General features: G+C 63.9%; 15 protein-coding genes. All 15 read left to right on the top strand.

Features of this window, described 5'->3' with window-relative positions:
* Positions 1-4: 4 nt before the first annotated feature.
* Complete coding sequence (locus U0988_RS05965; protein WP_322291707.1) at positions 5-1,498, top strand: UDP-N-acetylmuramoyl-L-alanyl-D-glutamate--2,6-diaminopimelate ligase; 1,494 nt, start codon at positions 5-7, stop codon at positions 1,496-1,498.
* Positions 1,495-2,964, top strand: a complete 1,470-nt coding sequence (locus tag U0988_RS05960) for a UDP-N-acetylmuramoyl-tripeptide--D-alanyl-D-alanine ligase (protein ID WP_416172371.1) — start codon at positions 1,495-1,497, stop codon at positions 2,962-2,964. Before U0988_RS05965 ends, U0988_RS05960 begins: the two co-directional genes overlap by 4 nt.
* The gene (gene mraY, locus U0988_RS05955; protein ID WP_322291706.1) at positions 2,965-4,035 is read left to right on the top strand and encodes a phospho-N-acetylmuramoyl-pentapeptide-transferase; all 1,071 of its coding nucleotides are present in this window, start codon (positions 2,965-2,967) and stop codon (positions 4,033-4,035) included. It abuts the gene before it with no gap.
* 7 nt (positions 4,036-4,042) lie between these two features.
* Entirely contained in the window at positions 4,043-5,380 is a 1,338-nt protein-coding gene (murD, locus tag U0988_RS05950; RefSeq protein ID WP_322291705.1) for a UDP-N-acetylmuramoyl-L-alanine--D-glutamate ligase, read from the top strand.
* Complete coding sequence (locus U0988_RS05945) at positions 5,377-6,657, top strand: FtsW/RodA/SpoVE family cell cycle protein (protein WP_416172370.1); 1,281 nt, start codon at positions 5,377-5,379, stop codon at positions 6,655-6,657. Before murD ends, U0988_RS05945 begins: the two co-directional genes overlap by 4 nt.
* Entirely contained in the window at positions 6,654-7,847 is a 1,194-nt protein-coding gene (gene murG / locus U0988_RS05940; RefSeq protein ID WP_322291704.1) for an undecaprenyldiphospho-muramoylpentapeptide beta-N-acetylglucosaminyltransferase, read from the top strand. The genes U0988_RS05945 and murG overlap by 4 nt, the downstream gene beginning before the upstream one ends.
* The gene (murC, locus tag U0988_RS05935) at positions 7,844-9,289 is read left to right on the top strand and encodes a UDP-N-acetylmuramate--L-alanine ligase (RefSeq protein ID WP_322291703.1); all 1,446 of its coding nucleotides are present in this window, start codon (positions 7,844-7,846) and stop codon (positions 9,287-9,289) included. Before murG ends, murC begins: the two co-directional genes overlap by 4 nt.
* Positions 9,286-10,263, top strand: a complete 978-nt coding sequence (gene murB, locus U0988_RS05930) for a UDP-N-acetylmuramate dehydrogenase (protein WP_322291702.1) — start codon at positions 9,286-9,288, stop codon at positions 10,261-10,263. Before murC ends, murB begins: the two co-directional genes overlap by 4 nt.
* Positions 10,260-11,258, top strand: a complete 999-nt coding sequence (locus U0988_RS05925) for a D-alanine--D-alanine ligase (protein ID WP_322291701.1) — start codon at positions 10,260-10,262, stop codon at positions 11,256-11,258. The genes murB and U0988_RS05925 overlap by 4 nt, the downstream gene beginning before the upstream one ends.
* Positions 11,245-12,150: a cell division protein FtsQ/DivIB gene (locus tag U0988_RS05920; RefSeq protein ID WP_322291700.1), complete on the top strand. Its 906-nt coding sequence runs from the start codon at positions 11,245-11,247 to the stop codon at positions 12,148-12,150. Before U0988_RS05925 ends, U0988_RS05920 begins: the two co-directional genes overlap by 14 nt.
* Positions 12,150-13,430 (top strand): cell division protein FtsA, encoded by a 1,281-nt coding sequence (gene ftsA / locus U0988_RS05915; RefSeq protein WP_322291699.1) that lies wholly within the window; start codon positions 12,150-12,152, stop codon positions 13,428-13,430. The genes U0988_RS05920 and ftsA overlap by 1 nt, the downstream gene beginning before the upstream one ends.
* Before the next feature lie 134 nt (positions 13,431-13,564).
* Positions 13,565-15,202 carry a cell division protein FtsZ gene (gene ftsZ, locus U0988_RS05910; RefSeq protein ID WP_322291698.1) on the top strand — a complete coding sequence of 546 codons (1,638 nt, stop codon included), beginning with the start codon at positions 13,565-13,567 and terminating at the stop codon, positions 15,200-15,202.
* 221 nt (positions 15,203-15,423) lie between these two features.
* Positions 15,424-17,103: an SPOR domain-containing protein gene (locus U0988_RS05905; protein WP_322291697.1), complete on the top strand. Its 1,680-nt coding sequence runs from the start codon at positions 15,424-15,426 to the stop codon at positions 17,101-17,103.
* A gap of 175 nt (positions 17,104-17,278) precedes the next feature.
* The gene (locus U0988_RS05900) at positions 17,279-17,785 is read left to right on the top strand and encodes a YbjN domain-containing protein (RefSeq protein WP_322291696.1); all 507 of its coding nucleotides are present in this window, start codon (positions 17,279-17,281) and stop codon (positions 17,783-17,785) included.
* A 47-nt stretch (positions 17,786-17,832) separates the two neighbouring features.
* Positions 17,833-18,080 (top strand): pyrroline-5-carboxylate reductase family protein (locus U0988_RS05895; RefSeq protein ID WP_322291695.1); only part of this gene is annotated, 248 nt, incomplete at its 3' end.

Below are 18,080 nucleotides of genomic sequence, written 5' to 3'. Positions count from 1 at the left end.
CCCGATGAAACTGGGCCAGATTGCCAGCGGTGCCGGTGTCCCCCTTTCCGCAGGGGCAGACCTGACCGTGACCGGCTTTGCGATCGACCACCGCAAGGTTGCGCCGGGTACTGTCTTCGGGGCGTTTCAGGGAGCCATCGTCAACGGCGAAGACTTCATTCCCGCTGCTGTCGCTGCGGGCGCGGCAGCCATCGTCGCCCGGCCGGAAGCCACAGTGGAAGGCGCAGTCCACATTCCCGCCGCCGTCCCGCGCCAAATCTTTGCGGCCCTGGCGGCCCAGTATTTCCGGCCCGTTCCCGCCACGATTGTCGCGGTCACCGGCACCAATGGCAAGACGTCCTGCGTGGAGATGACCCGCCAGATATGGCGCATGGCGGGCCACCGTGCCGCTTCCATCGGAACCCTGGGGGTGACAACGCCGGACGAAAGCGTCTCGACCGGCCTGACCACGCCGGACATCGTGACCTTCCTGTCGAATATGTCGGGCCTCGCCCGCGAAGGGGTGACCCACGTCGCCTATGAAGCATCGAGCCACGGCCTGTCCCAGTTCCGCAACGAAGGGCTGAATGTCACCGCTGCCGGGTTCACCAATTTCAGCCGCGACCACCTGGATTACCACGCGACGATGGAAGAATATTTTGCTGCCAAGATGCGGCTGTTCGATGAAGTTGTTGCGGACGGCGCGGCGGCAGTAATCTGGACCGGCGGCGGCAAGGATACCGATCCGTGGAGCGCGCGGGCGGCAGATCATGCGCGCAAGCGGGGGCTGCGACTGTTCGCAGTGGGCGAGCAGGAGACCGGTGATGCCGATTCCATCCGTTTGCTGTCCCGCACACCGACACAATTGGGGCAGAGCCTCGAAATCGAGCATGGCGGGCAGAAGAGCGCGGTCAATCTGCCGCTGATAGGGGCCTACCAGGCGCAGAACGCGCTCGTGTCCGCGGGGCTGGCGCTGGTGACGGGCGGCGATCCGGCCAGGGTGTTCGACGCCGTGTCGCGCCTCCAACCCGTACGCGGCCGACTGGAGCGCGCGGCGATTACGCAAACCGGCGCGCCGGTCTATGTGGATTACGCGCATACCCCCGATGCGCTGGAGGCCGCGATTGCGGCGCTGCGGCAGCACGTCAAGGGCCGGCTGATCACCGTCTTCGGGGCTGGCGGCGACCGCGATCAGGGCAAGCGGGTCGAAATGGGGCGGGTCGCGGCTGCAAAGTCCGATACCGTAATCGTGACCGACGACAATCCCCGCAGCGAAGATCCGGCGGCGATCCGCGCGGAAATTCTGCGCGATGCTGCCGGTGCTGTGGAAATCGGCGATCGGCGGGAAGCAATCTTTGCCGCAATAGCCCAGGCGGGGCCGGACGACATCGTTCTGATCGCGGGCAAGGGACATGAACAGGGCCAGATCACCGGCTCGGGAGAAAACATGCGCATATTGCCGTTCGACGACGTGACGACTGCCCGGGAAGCCGCCGCGGCCCAGGGAAGGCTGCCATGATCGCGCCGCAAAGCCGGATGGGTGCGCTGCGCCATTGGCCGGTGACAACGCGCGACCGGTTACCGATGGCGCTGTGGGATGCACAGTCGCTGGCCGCCACGATGAATGGTTCGGCGAGCGGCGCCTTTCAGGTGTCCGGCGTCGAAATCGACTCCCGCGACGTGCGCAGCGGCGACCTGTTCTTCGCCTTGCGCGGGGAAAGCACCGACGGACACGAATTTCTCGGCAAGGCGTTTGCGGGCGGCGCGGCGGCAGCGGTAGTCGATCGACCGGTCCCCTATCCCCACATCCTGGTGTCCGATACCAATCGCGCGCTGGAAGCCCTGGGCCAGGCGGCGGCGGCGCGCTGTTCCGCAGTGCGTATCGGGGTCACCGGATCGGTCGGCAAGACCGGGGTGAAGGAAGCCATCTTTGCGGCACTCGACCGCGCCAGCCGCGGCCAGGCGCACCGTTCGGTTCGCAGCTACAACAACCATGTCGGGGTACCGCTCAGCCTCAGCCGGATGCCGGTACGCAGCGAATTCGGCGTGTTCGAAATGGGCATGAACCATGCGGGCGAAATCGCTCACCTGACCGGCCAGGTCCGGCCGAACATTGCGCTGATCACCACCATCGCACCGGCCCATATCGAAAATCTCGGCAGTATGGAGGCAATCGCAGACGCCAAGGCGGAGATTTTCGCGGGTCTGGAACCCGGTGGCACTGCGGTGATCCCGGCCGACACACCCTATTTCGAGCGGCTGCGCGATCACGCCCTGCGCGCCGGAGCCAAGGTCATTTCCTTCGGCAGCGCCGCCCATGCCGATGTCCGGTTGCTCGACGCGATCCCTTCCGCCAATGGCGGTTCGCTGGTCACCGCCGATCTCGGGACCACACGGATGTGCTATTCCGTGGCAGAGCCGGGCGAGCACTGGATCGCGAATTCGCTGGCGGTAATGGCCGCAGTCCGCGCAGCGGGCGGCGATCTGGGCGCAGCCGGTCTGGCGCTGGCAGAAATGGGCGGGCTGAAAGGCCGCGGCGCACGGCACCAGATCAAGGCACCCGGCGGCAAGGCACTGCTGATCGACGAAAGCTACAACGCCAACCCGGCCTCGATGCGGGCGACCTTGCGCGCGCTCGGGCAAACACCGGCCACTCGGCGGATCGCGGTATTGGGATCGATGAAGGAACTTGGGGATTTCGCGCCGAAATTCCATGAACAGCTGGCCGAACCGTTAGCGCAGGCCAATGTGGATTTCGCAATCCTTGTCGGCGAGGAAATGCGGGCGCTGGCACTTCACTTGGGGAAAGGCGGTGGTCAGGCGCTTGGCAAGGGCTTGTCCTTCGCGCATTGCGATGGACCTGCCGAGGCGATTGCAGCGCTCGAAGAGTTCGGGATCACCGCCGGTGACGCCATTCTCGTCAAGGGCTCCAATTCGATTGGTCTCGGCAGGCTCGTAACCCGTTTCAGTAACCGGGAAGGCTGAATGCTCTATCTGATTGCCGAATGGATGGGGTTCGAAGGGATAGCGAACCTGATCCGCTATCAGACCTTCCGTGCGGGCGCGACCCTGATGACGGCACTGGTTATCGGGCTCATCATTGGCCCCCAGGTGATTTCCATGCTTCGGGTCCGGCAGGGCAAGGGACAGCCGATCCGCGCCGATGGACCGCAGACGCACCAGATCAAGGTCGGCACCCCGACCATGGGCGGGTTGATGATCCTGATTGCGGTGCTGCTCGCCATGCTGTTGTGGATGGATCTGACCAATCCCTTTGTCTGGGCCTGCATGGCGGTCACCGCCGGGTTCGGCATCGTGGGTTTCCTCGATGATTACGACAAGGTCACCAAAAACAGCCACAAGGGGGTTTCGGGCCGGGTGCGCCTGCTGATGGAATTCGCGGTGGCGGGCGTCGCCTCGTGGCTGATTGTCAGCCAGATCAGCACCGATCTGTATGTGCCGTTCTTTTCCGACCGGGTGATCCCGCTCGGGCCGTTCTATTACCTCTTCGCCGCCACGGTGATGGTCGGTTTCGGCAACGCCGTGAATCTTACCGACGGTCTGGATGGGCTGGCGACCATGCCCGTGATCATCGCCGCAGGTACTTTCGCGATTATCGCCTATCTGGTGGGCCGGGCGGATTATTCCGCCTATCTCGGCATTCCGCACGTTCCTGGGGCGGGGGAGATGGCGATATTCTGCGCGGCGATCATGGGGGCGGGTCTGGCTTTCCTGTGGTTCAACGCGCCGCCAGCCGCGGTTTTCATGGGCGATACGGGCAGTCTGGCTCTCGGCGGTGCCCTAGGAGCGATTGCGGTCGCCACCCATCACGAGATCGTGCTGCTGATCGTCGGCGGGCTGTTCGTGGTGGAAGTCGCGTCAGTTATCATTCAGGTGTTCTGGTTCAAGCGGACCGGTAAACGCATATTCCGCATGGCCCCGATCCATCACCATTTCGAACAATTGGGATGGAAGGAATCGACCGTGGTGATCCGGTTCTGGATTATTTCGATCGTCCTCGCATTGATGGGGCTGGCGACGCTGAAACTCAGATGACCTCCGCATGATCACCTCCTCGGCCTTTTCCGGAAAACGTTACGCCGTTCTGGGGTTGGCCCGGTCGGGGCTGGCCGCTGCAGAAGCCCTGCTGGCGAGCGGCGCGGACGTGACCGCCTGGGACCGGCAGGACGTCGCCCGGGACCGGCTGGCCGGACGAGCTACCCTGGCCGACCCGCTGGAAATCGATCTGACCGGGTTTGACGGCGTGGTGGTATCCCCCGGCGTTCCGATCAATTCGCACCCGATCACCACACGGGCGGCCCGCTACGGGGTTCCTCTGATCGGCGATATCGAGCTGTTTGCACTCGCCCGGCCCGACTTGCCGCCGCACAAGGTCGTCGGGATCACCGGAACCAACGGCAAATCGACCACCACCGCACTGGTTCGTTATATCTTGGAAGCAGCCGGGCTTCCTGCGCGGATGGCGGGTAATATCGGGCTGCCGATCATGGGCCGCGATCCACTCGAGCCCAACGACGTCGGCCCGGCGGTCTATGTGCTCGAACTGTCGAGCTACCAGATCGACCTGACCCGCTCGCTCGCGTGCGAGGCGGCGGCGCTGCTCAACATCACGCCCGATCATCTCGACCGGTATGAAAGCTTCGATCATTACGCTTTTTCCAAAAGCCGCCTGTTCGCCATGCAGGACAGCGACCAGTTCGCCGTCTTCGGGGTCGACGATGCACCGACCCGCGCGGTGATGGCGGCGCAGCAGGTGCGCCGCCCCGATGGCGGCGCCGTCGCGATCGACACTGGTGCCATTGCTGCCCTGCAAAGCGACTGGCCCTCGCTGCAGGGGCCGCATAACCTCGAAAACGCCGCCGCGGCTGTGGCAATTGCCGAACATCTGGGCGTTGGACCGGAAATCTGGCGCAAGGCGCTGGCAAGTTTCACCGGACTGCCGCACCGGATGGAACGGGTGGGGGAATTCGGCGGCGTGCTGTTCATCAACGACAGCAAGGCCACCAACCAGGCTTCGACCGCACCTGCTCTCGCTGCATTCCCGGCCGATCCCGACCCGCGCATCCACTGGATCGTTGGCGGGCTCCCGAAGGAAGACGGGCTCGGTGAATGTGTGCAATATCTCGGTAACGTCGCGGCGGCGTACACGATCGGCGAGGCGGGACCGCGCTTTGCCGAATGGCTGGAGGGCGCGGTCCACGTCGAACGCTGCGAATTGCTGTGCGAAGCGGTGCAGCGGGCAATAGCCGCCGCCAAGCCCGGCGATGTAGTGCTGCTGTCCCCCGCCTGCGCCAGTTTCGACCAGTTCCTCGATTACGAAAAGCGCGGCGAGCATTTCCGCAGCATGGTGCTTGCTCTAACCAGCGGCGGTGCGGCGTGAATTCCACCCGGCCCTATATTCCACTCGCAGGGAAGCAGACGGTTGATCGGCCGCAGTCGCCCGATCAGTTCCGCAAATCCAAGCGCGCGGAACTGCGGATCTGGTGGCGCGAGATCGACCGCGTATTGCTAAGCCTGATCCTGGCGCTGATGGTAGTCGGCACCGCTGCGGTCGCTGCGGCGTCCCCCGCCAGCGCTGCACGGCTTTCCACTGCCGATGTCTCGCTGCCCGAACTGTATTTCTTCACCGCGCATATCCGCTGGCAGATCCTCGGGCTGGTCACGCTGATCGGCGCATCGATGTTGGCACGGGAAAACGCCCGGCGTGTGGGTGTGATGCTGGCTGGCGCCATGGTCATCCTGCTGTTCCTGGTTCCAATTTTCGGCAACGAGGTCAACGGCGCGCGGCGCTGGATCAATCTGGGGATGAGCTTCCAGCCATCCGAATTCCTTAAGCCGGGTTTTGCGATTGCCCTGGCGTGGATCTGGTCATGGCGGCTGCGCGATCCCGGCCTGCCGGTGGTGTGGATCGTCACCGGCTTGATGGTGCTGGTCGCGGCACTGCTGATGCTGCAACCGAATTTCGGCGATACCATCCTGTTCTGCGGCGTATGGTTCGTGCTGCTGGTGCTTTCGGGCGTTTCGGTGCAGCGGATCGGCGGCGTCTTTGCGGCGGGCATGGCAGCGGTGATTGCGACCTATTTCCTGTACGACAACGCGCGTCACCGGATCGACGCCTTCTTCGGTGGCGGCACCGCATTCGATCAGGTCGACCTCGGGCAGAGGACCCTGCTGGCGGGCGGCTGGACCGGTAGCGGTTTCTGGCTCGGCCTGCGGAAGATGAAACTGCCGGAAGCGCATACCGACTACATCTTCTCCGTCATCGGCGAGGAATTCGGGCTGATCGTCTGCGCGATCGTCGTGATCCTTTATCTGGCGATCATCGTGCGTGTCCTGGTCCGGCTGGTGAACGAGGAGGACCTGTTCACCGTGATGGCCGCCGCCGGCCTCGCCACCCAGATCGGCGGGCAGGCATTCATCAATATTCTGGTCAATCTGCAACTTTTCCCTTCGAAAGGGATGACATTGCCGCTGGTCTCCTATGGCGGATCATCCACCATCGCTGTATGTCTCGGCGCGGGGCTGTTACTGGCGATCACGCGCCGCAATCCATTCCTTTCGCGGGAAACACCGGGTTTGCGGCAGCTTCTGTCGGAAGCCAAAGCAGATATTGCGGGGCGTGCGGCAGGCGGCTCCGGTCAAGGAGATCGCGCATGAGCAATGCGAACCGCCACTATGTACTCGCCGCAGGCGGGACGGGCGGACATCTGATCCCGGCATTCGCTCTGGCCAGCGAGCTGGAGCGGCGCGGCCATCACGTGGCGCTGATCACCGACGCGCGCGGCGCGCAAATTCCGGGCAAGCCCGATTTCCTGCCCGCCCATGTCCTGCCTGCCGGGCGGTTCGGCAAGAATCCGCTCAGCTGGTTCAAGGGCGTGCGCGCCGTATTGGAGGGGCGCAGCATGGCGTTGCGCCTGTTCGAGACATTCCAGCCCAGCGCCGTTGTCGGCTTTGGCGGCTACCCCGCGCTGCCTGCGTTGCTGGCGGCAACTTCGGCGGAAATACCCAGCGTCATCCATGAACAGAACGCCGTGCTCGGCCGCGTGAACCGCCTGCTCGCAGGCCGCGTCCAGGCGATTGCCACGGCCTATCCCGATGTGCAGAGGCTGAAGACCAAGCATGGGGACAAGGTCCATCTGGTCGGCAATCCGGTGCGCGGCAGTGTGCTGGCGCTGCGCGACGATCCCTTCCCCGCCTTCACAGCAGACGGTTTGCTGCGGGTGCTGGTAACCGGCGGAAGCCAGGGTGCGCGCATCCTGTCCGAAGTGGTGCCGGACGGGCTCGCAATGCTCCCGCCCGCGCTACGGTCCCGCCTCCAGGTTACGCAGCAATGCCGCCCCGAAGATATCGATGCAGTGCGCGAGCGCTATCGCAGCCATGACATTCCCGCCGAACTCGGCACCTATTTCAAGGATATGGAGAGCCGGCTGGCGGACGCGCATCTGTTCATCGGCCGCGCCGGGGCCTCGACCATTGCCGAACTGACGGCTGTGGGCCGTCCGGCGATCCTGATCCCGCTCCCGATCGCAACCGATAACCACCAGAATTTCAACACGCGCGAAATGGTCAAGGCAGGCGGCGCGCGCGCCATTCGGCAGAGTGATTTCACACCGGGGCAGGTGGCCAAGCAAATCCAGGCAATGGCGCAGCGGCCCGAGACACTGGCCACAGCCGCCCATGCGGCATGGAATTGCGGCCGTCCGAAAGCCGCGTCCGATCTGGCCGATCTGGTAGAGAGCTTCGGCGGCGCCGAATTGATGGACGTGATCCGCGTCGGCGGCAACGCCCGAGTTGCTGCGCAGGGCGAACGGGCCGCCCATGGATCAGCGCGGGATGAAGCTGCGTGAGGGGTGCCGGCATCGAGATCGGGACGATCCATTTCGTCGGTATCGGCGGCATCGGCATGTCCGGCATCGCCGAGGTGATGCACAATCTCGGCTACAGGGTGCAGGGCAGCGACATTGCCGAGGGGCCGAGCGTGGAACGGCTTCGTTCGTGCGGTATCCCGATCTCCATTGGCCATGCCGCGGAAAATCTCGGTGACGCGGCGGTCGTTGTGACTTCCACCGCCGTGCGCCGCACCAACCCTGAAGTCGCCGCTGCGCTGGAAGCCCGCATACCCGTGGTGCGCCGCGCCGAAATGCTGGCCGAGCTGATGCGGCTGAAACGGACGGTTGCGGTTGCCGGGACGCATGGCAAAACCACCACCACCTCGATGATTGCAGCCTTGCTCGACGCGGGCGGGATCGATCCCACCGTGATCAACGGCGGGATCATCAACCAGTATGGTTCCAACGCCCGCATGGGGGACAGCGACTGGATGGTGGTCGAAGCGGACGAAAGCGACGGCAGCTTCCTGCGTCTCGATGGAACCATCGCAGTGGTCACCAATATCGATCCCGAACATCTCGACCATTACGGCAGTTTCGATGCGGTGAAGGATGCCTTCGTCGAGTTCATCGAGAATGTGCCGTTCTATGGTCTGGCGGTGCTGTGCATCGACCATCCCGAGGTGCAGACCGTCATCGCGAAGGTCCGCGACCGCCGGGTGCTGACCTATGGATTTTCCGCGCAGGCCGATCTGCGGGGCGAGAATGTCCGCTCCGAAGAAGGCGGCAACACCTTCGACGTGGTGCTGCGCGAACGCGATGGTTCGACCCGCCGGATCGAGAATATCCATCTGCCGATGCCCGGTCGCCATAATGTGCAGAACGCGCTCGCCGCGGTGGCGGTGGCGCTCGAACTGGGTTGTCCCGCGGAAGTAATCTGCAACGGCTTTGCGGCGTTCGACGGGGTCAAGCGGCGCTTCACCAAGGTTGGCGAAGTGTCGGTCGGCGGCGGCAAGGCGGCCATCATCGACGATTATGCCCATCATCCCGTGGAGATCACCGCCGTCCTGTCGGCAGCGCGCGAAACAGTCAGTTCGTCCAAGGGAGCAGGGCGGGTGATCGCCGTGGCCCAGCCGCACCGCTATACCCGGCTGCGCGATCTGCTCGGCGATTTCCAGACCGCGTTCAACGATGCGGACGTGGTCTTTGTCGCGCCGGTCTATGCGGCAGGGGAAGATCCGATCGAAGGCGTGGATGCCGCGGCGCTGGTGTCGGGCCTGAAGGAACGCGGGCACCGCTCTGCTGCGGTCATTTCCGGACCGGAAGATCTCGCCGGCGAGCTTGCCGGAATGCTTCAGCCGGGTGACATGGTCGTCTGCCTTGGGGCGGGCGATATTACGAAGTGGGCAGCGGGTCTGGCCGCTGCCGTGCAGACACGGATGATGGCGGAGCCGAAATGAGCCATTCGCATCAACCCGATGATTGGGCCATGTACGATGATGGCTCTGCACCAAACTGCGAAGTCGAAGGCGGTGCCGCTTCCCCCGTGCCAGTTACGGGAATTCGTGGGCGTCTGACGCCGCAGGCCCCACTCGCCAAACTCGTCTGGTTCAAATCGGGCGGCGCTGCGGACTGGTTGTTCGAGCCTGCCGATGCGGCCGATCTGCGCGAATTTCTGGAACGGCTGGGCGGGGAGCTGCCGGTCATGGCGCTTGGCCTCGGTTCCAATCTGATCATCCGTGACGGCGGGGTGCCCGGTGTGGTGGTGCGGCTGGGGAAGGCCTTCGCGGGGGTCGCCGATCAGGGTAATCAAGTGCTGGAATGCGGCGGCGGGGCAAGCGGCATTCTGGTATCCTCCACGGCGCGCGATGCAGGGATTGCAGGGCTCGAATTCCTGCGCGGGATACCCGGTACGGTCGGCGGCTTCGTGCGCATGAACGGCGGTGCGTACGGGCGCGAGGTGGCCGACATCCTGATCGATTGCGACGTCGTGATGCCCGACGGAAACTGCATCCGACTGCCTGCTGCGGACCTCGATTATCGCTACCGCCATTCGGCTTTGCCCGAAGGTGCCGTTGTGGTGTCCGCGCGCTTTCAGGGCGAGGTCGGCGACCCGGCGGCGATCGGTGCAGAGATGGACCGGATCGCGCAGGCGCGAGAGGATACGCAGCCGCTGCGCAGCAAAACTGGCGGATCCACTTTCAAGAACCCCGAAGGCCACAAGGCCTGGGCCTTGGTCGACGAAGCCGGATGCCGGGGTTTGACACTCGGCGGTGCGCAGGTGAGCGAGAAGCACACCAATTTCCTGATCAACACCGGCGATGCAACTAGCGCCGATATCGAAGGTTTGGGGGAACTGGTCCGCGACCGGGTCCGCGCGCATTCGGGTGTCGCACTGGAGTGGGAAATCAAGCGAGTGGGCCGGCCGACATGACCCTCCCTAAACTTCATATCGCAGTGCTGATGGGCGGCTGGGCCAACGAACGCTCCGTATCGCTGATGTCGGGTAACGGCGTGGCTGACGCGCTGGAATCGCGCGGGCACCGCGTAACCCGGATCGACATGGACCGGCAGGTCGCTGCGCGCATTGCGGAGGCTGCGCCCGACGTGGTGTTCAACGCGCTCCACGGTGTTCCGGGCGAAGACGGCACTGTTCAGGGCATGCTCGATCTGATGGGTATACCCTATACGCATTCCGGCCTCGCAACCTCGGTGATCGCGATCGACAAGGAATTGACCAAGCTGGCGCTGGTGCCGCACGGGATTCCGATGCCGGGCGGCCGGATTGTCGCCAGTGAAGAACTCTATCAGACCGATCCCCTGGCGCGGCCCTTTGTGCTGAAACCGGTGAACGAGGGGTCTTCGGTGGGGGTTGCGATCGTTACGGACGAAAGCAATTACGGCAATCCGATCCGCCGCGATGCCGCCGGACCATGGCAGGATTTCGAGCACTTGCTTGCCGAACCTTTCATCCGCGGGCTGGAACTGACCACCGCCGTGATCGACAGCGCGGAGGGGCCGCGCGCCCTTGGGGTGACCGAATTGAAGCCGAAGTCCGGTTTCTACGATTTCGATGCGAAATATACCGAGGGGATGACCGACCATATCTGCCCCGCCGATATTCCGGACAATATTGCGCAGCTGTGCTGCCGATACGCGGTGGAGGCGCACCGCGTGCTGGGATGCCGCGGCACCAGCCGGACCGATTTTCGGTGGGACGACGAACGCGGCGAGGCCGGGCTGTTCGTTCTGGAAACCAACACCCAGCCGGGCATGACCCCGCTCAGCCTGGTGCCGGAACAAGCGCGCCATTGCGGCATGGATTACGCCGATCTGGTCGAAGCGATCGTGGCCGAGGCGCTGCGGACCCATAACGCCGCAAACCAGCGTACCGCAGCCCGGGCGGGGGGCAGCGATGGCGACGATTAAGCGCGGCGGCAAAGGTGTGCGGCGCGCTGCCGCTTCGAACCAGCGGGCAGACAGCGCACGGCGCGCGAAGGCCAGGACCAGCTCCGTGCTGGACGCCGTGATGGCCGTCCTGCCGTTTACCGAGGAACAATTGCACCGGGTTTTCCTGGCGATGATCCTGGGCGGCGCGGCGGCGCTGGCATGGTTTGTCGCCAGCCTGGCAGGCGTACCGGCCATGGCGCAGCAGCAGATTGCCGGGCTGGCTGCCGATTCCGGCTTTGTTGTTCGCCGGGTGTCAGTCACCGGGGTTGAGCGGATGAACGACGCCAGGGTCTACAACAGCGTCCTCGAAAAGCAGGACCAGCCCATGCCGCTGGTCGATCTGGAAGAGGTGCGCGGTGATCTGATGCAGCTCAGCTGGGTCAGGGATGCGCGCGTTTCGCGGCAATTGCCCGACACGTTGCTGATCGACATTGTCGAGCGCGAACCCCATGCGGTGCTGGCCCGGCCTGACCGCCTGGTGCTGATCGACGCGACCGGGGCCGAACTGGAGCCGGTGTCGCAAGCCGATGCCAAGGGTATGCTCGTAATTTTCGGACCCGGCGCGAAAATGCAGGTTGAACAGCTGGGCAAGTTGCTCGACGCGGCGCCCGCCCTGAAGCCCAGGGTGACTGCCGCGGAATGGGTCGGCAACCGGCGCTGGGACCTGACCTTCGATACTCGCCAGATGCTGGCGCTGCCCGAAGGCGACACCGAATCCGCTGCGGCACTGATTTCCTTTGCCAAGCTCGATGGGGGCAGCCGGATGCTCGGCGGCAAAGTCGCGACATTCGATATGCGCGCGCCGGGGCGAATTTACATGCGCGTTCCGGGCCGCGCGCAGGAAGAATTGAAGATGGATGGGGGCAGTTGATGGCGATGCCGCGGATCAGCCGGGTTTTCGGTGCAGTCAACGTGGGATCATTCCGGATTTCCGCAATGATCATGGGCCTTTCCGAAACCGGCGAGATGGTGGTGCTGGGATCGGGCCACCGCGCCAGCCAGGGCATCAAGCGCGGCTATGTCACCGATATGGCCGCCGCCACCTATGCGATCCGCGACGCGGTCGAGCGGGCCGAGAAGAACGCCGGGACAAGCATTTCCAGTGTCTGGATCGGATGCGCGGGGGCCGGGCTGAAGAGCCGTATTGCCGAAGTCGAGATCGAGATCGGCGGCCGCCGGATCGAAGAGGAGGACATTGAGCACCTGCTGATCGCCGCGCGTGACAATATCCAGCCCGACGGCCGGATGGTGCTGCACGCCCAGCCAGCGCATTACACGCTCGACGGTGCCAACGATGTGGCCAACCCCAAGGGGCTCCATGCCGAACGGCTGCGGGTCGATGTCCATGTGATGCTGGCCGACGGCGCGCCGGTGCGCAATCTGATCGAGGCAGTCCAAAACGCCCATCTGGATGTCGAATCCGTCGTCGCGGCACCGATTGCGGCTGGCTATGCCTGCCTTTCGCCGGAAGAACGCGAGCTTGGCACCGCACTGATCGAAATTGGCGGGGAGGTCACCAACGTTTCGGTTTACCGCAAGGGAATGCTACTCGGCCTCAGCGCCATTCCGCTGGGTTCGGGCGATATTACCGACGCGGTGGCTTCTGCCTTCGGTATTCGCCGTTTCCAGGCGGAGCGTCTGAAATGCGTCGCCGGTTCCGCGATCGCCAGCCCGACCGATCACCGCGAGATGATCCCGGTGAACGGCCCGGGCGAGGAAAGCAGCGGTCCGGTCGCCCGGGGCGCGGACGAACAGAACCGGATCCCCCGCGCCGAATTGGTGTCCGTGATTACGCAGCAATTGTCACGCCTGACCGATGAAGTGGGACGATCGCTCAAGGAACTCGGCTTTTCCGGCGCGGCGGGTAACCAGGTTGTGCTGACCGGCGGCGGAGCGGAATTGGCCGGCTTTGCCGAATTCGCCCAGAGCGCACTTGGCCGGACAGTCCGGATCGGCAAGCCGCCGGTGCTGCGCGGTCTGCCTGAAGCCCATGCAACACCCGGCTTCGCGACGCTGGCGGGGCTGTGCATCTATGCGGCGAACGATCCGGTCGACATCCGTTCGATCGGGCCGAAGCACCAGATGAGCACCCGATATTCTGGCACCCGGATCTTCAGCCGAGTTTTTCGGGCAGTGAAGGACTATTTTTGAGATGAGTCACGAGTGATACCCGCCGAATTAACCACTGTGGATAAGCGGATACGTGCTATGCACCCGTCAATCGCTTTGTGCCAAGCTGTCCCACGAAGTATCGAAAAGCCTTGCGCCTCCTGGAGGGAAGTTAAATGAGTATCAACATCGGTCCCGCGACAACGGATGATATGCGTCCGCGCATCACCGTCATCGGTGTCGGCGGCGCTGGCGGAAACGCCATTGCCAACATGATCCAGTCCCAGATCGAAGGTGTCGAATTTATCGTCACCAACACCGATGCGCAGGCGCTGTCCAACGCGGTGGCGGAAAAGCGGATCCAGCTCGGTCCGGATATCACCGGCGGGTTGGGTGCGGGTGCCCGGCCGGAAGTCGGCAAGGCGGCAGCGGAAGAAACCGTGGCCGAAATCGAAGATGCGCTGGAAGGCGTGAACATGTGCTTCATCGCTGCGGGCATGGGCGGCGGCACCGGAACCGGCGCGGCTCCGGTGATTGCAGAGGCTGCCCGGCGCAAGGGCGTGCTGACCGTGGGCGTCGTGACCAAGCCGTTCCTGTTCGAAGGCACCCGGCGGATGCGCGCGGCAGAGGCCGGGATCGTCGAACTGCAGAAACACGTCGATACGCTGATCGTCATTCCCAACCAGAACCTGTTCCTGATTGCGAAGGCCGACACGACTTTCAAGGAAGCCTTCATCCTGGCCGATGAAGTGCTGCAGCAGGGCGTCCGTTCGATCACGGACCTGATGGTCATGCCGGGCCTGATCAATCTCGATTTTGCCGATGTCCGCTCGGTCATGAGCGAAATGGGCAAGGCGATGATGGGCACCGGCGAAGGCGAGGGCGAAAACCGTGCGCTGGATGCAGCGGAACGCGCGATCGCCAACCCGCTGCTCGACGGGGTATCGATGCAGGGCGCCAAGGGCGTCATCATCTCGATCATCGGCGGCGAAGATATGAAGCTGCTGGAAGTGGACGAAGCGGCGAACCACATTCGCGAGCTGGTCGACGAAGATGCGAACATCATCTGGGGCTCGGCGTTCAACCCCGATCTCGACGGCAAAATTCGCGTTTCGGTCGTCGCCACCGGTATCGAGGCAAATCTCGACTCCGCACCGATGGACCGTTCCTCGCTTTCGCTCGGCAGTGCGCGTGCGCCCAAGCGGCCCGTCCTCGAGTTGCCGGCCGAGGATGAGTTCGCCGATGAAATAACCCCGGAGACAGCGGAAAGTTTTGCCAATCTCGGTTCCTTCCCGGCGGACGAGGAAGAGGAATTCGAAGACGACGGTGATGTCGACGGGATTGTCGATCCGCTGGCCGGCATTCGCAACTACGAAGACGATGAAGATGATGACCTGCTTTCAGAACCGGCGAAACCAGGCAGCATCGCAGATTTCGATGGTCACCGCGCATTCGGGTCCGCCAGCGCGTCGGACAGCGTTTCGGACGAAGAACCCCTCGACCTCCTGGCGGAGGCAGAGGAGAGCGTCGCTTCAAACACCACGCAATCGCAGGATGAATTGCTCCTCGAAGCAGGGCAAGGCATCGAATCCGCCAAGCTCGAGGGTGCCAATCGGGACAGCGATGCCTCGCGTCGGTCCGGCCTGGTGGCAGGCGGTACGTCCAGCGCAGGCAGTACCTTGTTCGAACGCATGGCCAATCTGTCCCGTGGATCATCGTCCAGTCGCGACGAGGATGAAGACGAGGACGACGATTCGGGCGACAGCAGCTCGCTGAGCATTCCGCGTTTCCTCGGTCGTCAGAACAACCAGTAAGCGGACTCTTTCGTTGGTCGCTGGGCGGAGCGTCACGCGTATTTCGGGGCGGCCGCCAATCTGCCGGTTACCGCGCTGCCCTGTCCGGTTGCCTCAAGGCGGTTGCGGCACGCTGTTCGGGCGCTATTCAGCGATCATGCGTTAAAGGCCCGGTGCCGGCTGACTGTCACCGGCGTCCGGCGTGCTGCATTGCGCTGATGCCGGCTGAAAGGGAATGTATCGTGCTAAAATTCGTCGCACGCGGCCCGATTTGCGCAGCGGTCACGGTTCTGTGCCTGAGCGGAGCCGCGGCATACTCGGTTCCGCTGGCGGCGCAGAGCGGTGATGCAGCGCAATCGCGCGCGGTAGTGCAGCCGCTTCCGCCAGCCGGTGTCGAGGCTTTGAACACCGCACTTTCGCGTCTGGCCCGCAACTCCCGCGATCTGGATGCGCTGATCGACGCCGGTAATGCCTCGCTACAATTGAACGATATCGACGCAGCAATCGGCTTTTTCGGCCGGGCGGACGCGCTGTCGCCCGGCAATGCTCAGGTCAAGGTGGGCCTGGCGGGGGCGTTTGTGCGTTCCGAACGTCCGATCGAGGCGCTTCGCCTGTTTGACGAGGCGGAACGGGCAGGAGCGTCCACCGCGGCGCTGGCCGAAGAACGCGGCCTGGCGTTCGATCTGGTGGGCGATCCGGTGTCGGCACAGGCGCAGTATGTTCGCGCGATGGTGCTTCGGCCGAATGACGAATTGACCCGCCGAATGGCGCTCAGCCAAGCCATTTCCGGCAACCGGGTGGCTTTCGAAAAGACCCTGCTTCCGCTGTTGGAACGGCGCGATCTGGCCGCCTACCGCACCCGCGCGTTTGCGCTGGCGATTCTGGGAGAGGAAGACGAAGCTGTGTCGATTGCGGTGGCGGTCATGCCGCCCGAACTGTCCGCCCGGATGACACCCTATCTCCGCTATATGCGAAAGCTGACAAAGGCCCAGCAGGCTGCCGCCGGTAATCTGGGAATTTTCCCCCGCGCCGCACAGATCGGGCGCGACGATCCGCGGATTGCCCAATATGTGGGCCCGACGACAAGCTCCGCAGCGCCTGCGCGGACTGCCGATGCCGCGTTGACCCCGCAAGGTGCGCCGCTGGGGCCAACCCGAACCGATAGCGCCAGCACGCGCCGACGCCCCGATCGCGGGACCAGTGCCGTGGCGGCACCGATCAAGGCGCCGGTCCAAATGGCACGCGTGGCTCGCAACCCGATCACTGTCGGTACGCAGCCTGCCCCTACCGAATTGCCTCCGACACAACCAACCCCAGCCGCCGTGGACGCCCGCCCCGGATTTTCTCAACCGCAGCCTGATGCCGCCGGTGCGATCCCGCCCGGACCACAGCAGTCGTCCGAACGCGTAGCAGTCGTTCAGCAGATCCCGGTTGCCGCGCAGGAAACTGTCCGCGAGCCCGCTGCGCAGTCGCTGAGTGTAGCGGACGCCTTTGCCGGATTGACGCCGCAGACGGTTGTGCCGGACACCGCGGGCGCGGTCGATATCACGGCGATCAAGCCGCGGCGCGAAATCGCGGCGAAGCCTGAACCCAAACCGGAACCCAAACCTGCAGCAAAGCCGGAGCCGCCCAAACATCCGAGCCGCATCTGGGTCCAGATTGCCACTGGAAAGGACCGCAAGGCGCTGGCTTTCGACTGGCGGCGGATCAGCCGCAAGGTGCCTGCCGTGCTGGGCGACAAGGCGAAGCCTCTGGTCAAGCCGTACCTGGCGGATTGGGGTCAGACCAACCGTCTGCTGGCGGGGCCCTATGCTTCCGAAAAGGCGGCGCGGGCTGCCGTGGCAACGCTCAAGGCGGACGGGATCGACAGCTTCACGTTTACCAGTTCAGCTGGAGAGGAAGTGACTGATTTGCCCCGCTAAAACCTGCCGAATTCCGGGACTGAATGGCGAATTAAATTAACCTTTTGCACAGGCTTTGAACAGGCAAGTTTATTTCTCCCCAACTGCCCGCCCGATGTCCATTGCGGAATCGGGGCAAGGCGAGGCATCTCTCCGACCACTGGCCAGCACCCTGGCCCGACAAATGGGACGCGTGATGAGAGCCGGTCAGACCGAATTCGTAGCGAATGACGATGCGCCGCCGGTCGATATGCTTGCCGCGCTGTTCGAAGCGCGCGGCTGGCCGTTCCAGGCTGTTTCCGAGGACGAAATGTCGGGCGAAATTCAGGGCAGCTGGGCCAAATACCAGCTGCGTTGCATCTGGCGCTCGGAAGATAACGTCCTCCAGTTGCTGTGCCTGCCCGATATCCGCGTGGCGGAGGAAAAGCGCAGTCAGGCGTTCGAACTCGTCGCGATGGTTAACGAACAGATGTGGCTGGGGCATTTCGACGTCTGGTCCAACGGCGGAATGTTGCTGTACCGCCACGGGGCGATGCTGGGCAATGACGGCTTGCTCAGCCTCGATCAGGCGCAGGCGCTGGTCGAAACCGCGGTCGAGGAATGCGACCGGTTCTATCCCGCGTTCCAATTCGTGCTGTGGGGCGATAAATCCCCCAAGGAAGCGCTGGAAAACGCATTGGTGGACGCTGCGGGCGAGGCTTGATACCCCGCACCGGCCGGAACCGGTCCGGTGCGTGGGAAAGTATGTCGATGGCGTTGGATAATATCCTGATCGTGGGCTTCGGAAACATGGCGCAGGCCATGGTTGATGGCTGGCTGGAGTCCGGAATTTCTCCCGGCAGGTTCGCGATCTACCATCCGCGCCGGTCCGATGGGCCGCATGGAATTGCACTCTACAACCATTGGCCGCATCAGCAGTTCGACGCCGTCCTGCTGGCGGTGAAGCCGCAGATGCTGGGCGATATCTCGGCGGAACTGGAACCGCTGCTGGGACCTGA

Origin of the sequence: Allopontixanthobacter sp. (genome assembly GCF_034376665.1) — a bacterium.
Lineage (GTDB): Bacteria > Pseudomonadota > Alphaproteobacteria > Sphingomonadales > Sphingomonadaceae > Allopontixanthobacter.
The sequence above is the reverse complement of the archived record's forward strand: the minus strand, read 5'-3'. Positions and strand labels throughout refer to the sequence as shown.